6 protein-coding genes and 1 tRNA gene are annotated in these 4,466 nt (G+C 42.9%); all 7 read left to right on the top strand.

Annotated features, from left to right (window positions below; genetic code table 11):
- Positions 1–425 precede the first annotated feature (425 nt).
- On the top strand, positions 426–971 hold the full coding sequence (locus tag K941_RS16570; RefSeq protein WP_228130416.1) for a CHC2 zinc finger domain-containing protein: 546 nt from the start codon (positions 426–428) through the stop codon (positions 969–971).
- A 76-nt stretch (positions 972–1,047) separates the two neighbouring features.
- A complete protein-coding gene (locus K941_RS17875) occupies positions 1,048–1,797 on the top strand; it encodes a hypothetical protein (RefSeq protein WP_029103796.1) in 750 nt (249 codons plus the stop codon).
- 59 nt (positions 1,798–1,856) lie between these two features.
- Positions 1,857–2,069, top strand: coding sequence for a hypothetical protein (locus tag K941_RS17870; protein WP_029103795.1), 213 nt, complete (start codon positions 1,857–1,859; stop codon positions 2,067–2,069).
- Positions 2,070–2,092: 23 nt separating this feature from the next.
- Positions 2,093–2,716: a DUF3987 domain-containing protein gene (locus tag K941_RS17865; RefSeq protein ID WP_029103794.1), complete on the top strand. Its 624-nt coding sequence runs from the start codon at positions 2,093–2,095 to the stop codon at positions 2,714–2,716.
- On the top strand, positions 2,704–2,904 hold the full coding sequence (locus tag K941_RS17860; RefSeq protein WP_029103793.1) for a DUF3987 domain-containing protein: 201 nt from the start codon (positions 2,704–2,706) through the stop codon (positions 2,902–2,904). Before K941_RS17865 ends, K941_RS17860 begins: the two co-directional genes overlap by 13 nt.
- 629 nt (positions 2,905–3,533) lie before the next feature.
- On the top strand, positions 3,534–3,662 hold the full coding sequence (locus K941_RS18010; RefSeq protein ID WP_265596827.1) for a hypothetical protein: 129 nt from the start codon (positions 3,534–3,536) through the stop codon (positions 3,660–3,662).
- 333 nt (positions 3,663–3,995) lie between these two features.
- Positions 3,996–4,072, top strand: a tRNA-Met gene (locus K941_RS0112000).
- The last annotated feature ends 394 nt before the right edge of the window (positions 4,073–4,466 follow it).

Raw genomic sequence — 4,466 nt, 5'->3', positions numbered from 1 at the left:
CTTGATGTTTGGCAAATTCTTTCCCTCTATCTGGTGTGATTGTATGCACAGGCTGATTCACTAAGGCATTGATGGTGGCTTGACTGACCAAGGTTGCTTTTTGGCTTTGACGGTTGTGCAAATTAAAAAACGACTACATCTATCCACCAAAGTAATGTGTCTTGATACACCAAAAGCTTCTATAACAAGGTCAATGTTCTTGCATTTGTCATAATAAGCTAAGGCTTTTTGTCTGATTTCTAGTGAATAAGCCATTTGAAGTAGTGATTAGTGAATGGTGATGGAGATGTGGGGATGATTGGTGTTGTTTCAAGGTTTGTTGGTTATAATATTGTGCTAAGAGCGTCAAGCGTGCCATAGGCAACCAAGAACGCCAAATCAGTTAAGCCCGCCCATTTATGCCCGCCCTTACCCAAAAACCGTGTATGTTAGCAATACACTTTAACCCACACCCAACGGAGTATTTTTTATGCAAACGCACAACCCCTACAAAAAACACCCAAACCACCACCCCAAACCCTCAAAAACGCCACACAAGCCCCGCCACGCTATCCAAAAGGGCGGGCAATGGGGGTAACACCACCAACCCCCAAAATACCGCCCAAAACGCCACCACAACGCAAAATAGACGGGCAAATAACAGCGAGTACCAACCCCACCACCAAAACCGCCCTAGCGTTCATCAAAACCGCCAAAATGCCCGCCCTAATGCACAATCCGCAGGCGGGCAAACTTCTTTGGCAACTGCCCCACACGCACCAAACCAAAGACAAAAAGCCAACCTTGCCCGCCTGCCCGACCCATACAGCTTTTATAGCCGTTATTTGACCGTCAAAGGCGGTGGGCTATGGCGGTTGGCGGTATGCCCATTCCACGATGACACCCGCCCAAGTTTGTCGCTGAATATGCAACACGGGGGCTATATTTGCCACACTTGCGGGGCAAAGAGCGTTTTATATGAACCGCTTTAATGTGGACTTTGTGCAGGCGTGCAAAGATTTGGGGCTTTACGATTAAGCAACTTCAACCAGTCATAGGACAATAACAATGTACAATGTTGATGAAATTTATCCCGTTATCCAACGGCTATTTGCCAAAAGCATAAACAACGGCTACAACCAAATTAGCCTACACCAATACACCGACCACGCAGGCAAAACCCTATTTTGCAAAGCCCGCCTAAAAAACGCACAGGGCAAAAAGCAAATTTTCCCTTTCCACTGGCAAGACAATACAGGGCAATGGGTAATAGGCGAGCCGAATTTTACCGCTTTTGGTAATCAGTTTAATGGCAAAAAGCCCCTTTATTTGTTGCATTTGCTCCAAAATGCAAGCGTGGTATGGATTTTTGAAGGCGAGCAAAAAGCCGAACTAATGGCAAATTTGGGCTATGTTGCCACCACAACGGGCGGAAGTACGAGCGTATCGGGTTTTGATGTGTCGCCATTGGCGGGCAAAAAGTGCATTTTATGGCGAGATTTTGATAAGGCGGGCATAAATTGGCTTAAAGATATAACAAGCCAATTAGGGCAACTATCGCCCAAATGTGAAGTGATTGCCGTTGATGTGGACAAATTGGGCTTGGCGGAAAAGGGCGACATTGTGGACTATTTGGCGGGGTGTGATACGCCCACAATGCACACCAAAATAAACGCCTTACCAATGATGAGCCGTGAGCAGTTTTCCGCCCTATCCGCAGGCGGGCAAACTTCTTTGGCAACTGCCCTACACGCCCAAACCCCCGCAAACCAACCCCCGCCCAAAATCAAAGCAAGCGACAATGGGGCAAGCCCTTAGCCCTTGACAACAAATACCGAGCCGAAACGCCTTATCCTGTTAATGCCTTTGGTGATGAATTGGCAAAAGTGGTTAATGACATTGCTTATTATACACAAGTGCCAACCGCCGTAGCGGGGGAATGTGTGCTTGGTGTAATGAGTGCGATTGGGCAACGGCTTGTCAATGCTCCATTTTTAAACAGTCATATCCCCGCCAGTTTGTTTTTGATTACCGAATTGCCAAGCGGTCAAGGCAAAACCTTTGCCAACAACCTAGCAGGCAAGCCCTAGCCGAATGGGAAAAAGCCCGCTATTTGGATTATTTGGACAGTTACAAGGATCGGGAAACCCTAGACCCAAAACAAAAAGCCCTAAGCCCCAAACCAAAGAACCAGTCCTTTATCGTAACTGATAGCACCATAGAGGCGGTAACGGATAAATTTATCCTAGATGGGCAAAAAGATGTGTTTTGGAGTACAGACGAAGCAGGCCAATTTTTTAATGGTCATTCTATGAAGTCGGAAACCGCCATTAGTAGCGTGTCTAGCCTTATCAAATTATGGGACGGAAGTTCCGTTAGTAAGTTAAGAAGTCAGCGGGGCAAGTCCGCACAAGACAAAACCAATGCTTATGATGCTAGGCTTACCCTTGATGTAATGGGACAACGGGTGGTATTGGAACCCGCTATGACAAACCCACTGCTTATCAATCAAGGTTTTTTGCCCCGTGCCTTGCTTGCTTGCCCCAAATCCAATCAAGGTTATAAGGATTATAACAGCCTAGAACGCTTAAATGCCGACCCTTACGGAAGTTGGATTTTAATTAGCTTTTGGGACAAATGCCGTCAGCTTTTGGCAATTGCCGAGAATGAACGGGCAAATATGCCCTATACCGATTTTAACGCCAAAAAGCCTTGGTGGACTATATGCAAGCGGTAGAAGTCAAACAGTGGGCGGGCGGGCAATACGCCCATATCCGAGCCTTTGCGGGGCGAATGGGCGAGAACACCGCCCGCATTGCGTGCTTACTTGCCTTGTTTGGCGGGGATACAAGTGTCAGCGTGTCGCATATTGAGCGGGCAAGTGTCTTTGTGGACTATTCTATTAATGAGCGGTTAGGCTATTGATGACAACACGGACGCACAAACACTAAGTAACTGGCTTGCCAAACACGCAAAACGATGTGGGCAGGCGTGTTTTGGGTATTCTGAAATTCAAAGCCTTGTCAGCCCCAAACACTTACGCAAAAAGGCGGTGTTTGAACTTGCCATAGATTATTTGATTGAAAAAGAACATATCCGCACAGATTGCCAAGATGACAAAAGAACGATAGAGATTAACCTGCAGTTGTTGGCGTGAGTGTGTGAGCGGTGCGGGCTTTTGGGGCGTGAATTCACGCCTTTTTTGTTTGGCAATCGCTTTTATTCATCAATAAAAATGATATAACTATTTTAACACTTAGAAATAAATTAGAAATATACCCCCAATTTTCCTTTTACTTTCCCGTTTTCCTTGTTCATTTCCCCCTATTTTCCCGCTACTTTCCCATTGAGAAATTGAAAATAGTTTTATATTTCAATAACTTATAATTTCACTTTCCTACTTTCCCCATTTTCCCGCTTGTTTGTGTTTTTATCGCTTTTTTGTGGGTGGATTGGGTGTTGTGATTAAGTATATTTTTTGATAAATAGATAGCAAAATGAGCCGACAGACCCCCGCAAGCGGTCAAGGTCAAAAATAGGCAATGACAAAACAAATGTTTACTTTTAATCGTGAAATCTCGTCCGCCCGAACGGTCAGCACGGGGGCGGGTCAAAAGTTTTGGAACGCCCTACGAGCGGACACCACGCCCCATCCCGTGCATAAAAAAATTTTTGTTTATTAAATAGGGGGATTGGGCGGAAAAATCGGACATTTTGCCCCGCCCACCCCGTGAAACATTATCCACCATTTTTTTAATTTGATGTTGGCAACCGCCCACGGTAAGAAAAATATTTTTGGGTAAAAGTAGGGCAATTTTGGGGACGCTTTGAAAAAATGGTTACCAAATCGGCTACCAAAATAGGAGTATTAAAAATTATTATTATAAAAATCAGATAGTTATGCTTTAAAAACGTGGCTTATCGGTTTGCCATTTATTTTTATAAAAATGAAAAATTTTTTTTAAAATTGGTGTTGACAACAGATAAAAGCATCTGTATAATTCGCACCCTGTAACGGCGATGTAGCTCAGCTGGTTAGAGCGTACGACTCATAATCGTAAGGTCAAGAGTTCAAGTCTCTTCATCGCCACCAAATTACCTTGATAGAATTTAAAAAAGTCCTTGACTTAATTTTAAATTATTATATAATGTAATTTCCGCTGACAATAAAGCACTGTTGAAAATTAAATTAAAAATTTTTAAAATTTTGCTTGACATCAAAATCCATTGTGATAGAATAGTCAGCCTTGATTGATGATACAGACGATGTATCACGTACTATTTAAAAACATACTAAGAACAACTTGTGTGGATTTTTGCTAATACAAGATAATACAAAAATTATCATTTATCAAGCAAAAATACTCAAAGTTAATTCATTTACACGATGAGCAAATTTGCTAGTAATAAATGAGCCAAAATTAAAATTCCTAACTTTTTATTTTACTTTCTAAGTATTTTTACTTTCTAAGTAAATAATCAATTAG

This window comes from Moraxella caprae DSM 19149, from assembly GCF_000426885.1.
Lineage (GTDB): Bacteria > Pseudomonadota > Gammaproteobacteria > Pseudomonadales > Moraxellaceae > Moraxella > Moraxella caprae.
This window is presented reverse-complemented; position numbering and strand designations above follow the sequence as displayed.

What these genes read in the sequence shown, in the direction of transcription:
- K941_RS17860 (WP_029103793.1), top strand. Translation starts at nt 2,704, where the DNA reads ATGCAAGCGGTAGAAGTCAAACAGTGGGCGGGCGGGCAATACGCCCAT.
- K941_RS18010 (WP_265596827.1), top strand. Translation starts at nt 3,534, where the DNA reads ATGTTTACTTTTAATCGTGAAATCTCGTCCGCCCGAACGGTCAGCACG.
- K941_RS17875 (WP_029103796.1), top strand. Translation starts at nt 1,048, where the DNA reads ATGTACAATGTTGATGAAATTTATCCCGTTATCCAACGGCTATTTGCC.
- K941_RS16570 (WP_228130416.1), top strand. Translation starts at nt 426, where the DNA reads ATGTTAGCAATACACTTTAACCCACACCCAACGGAGTATTTTTTATGC.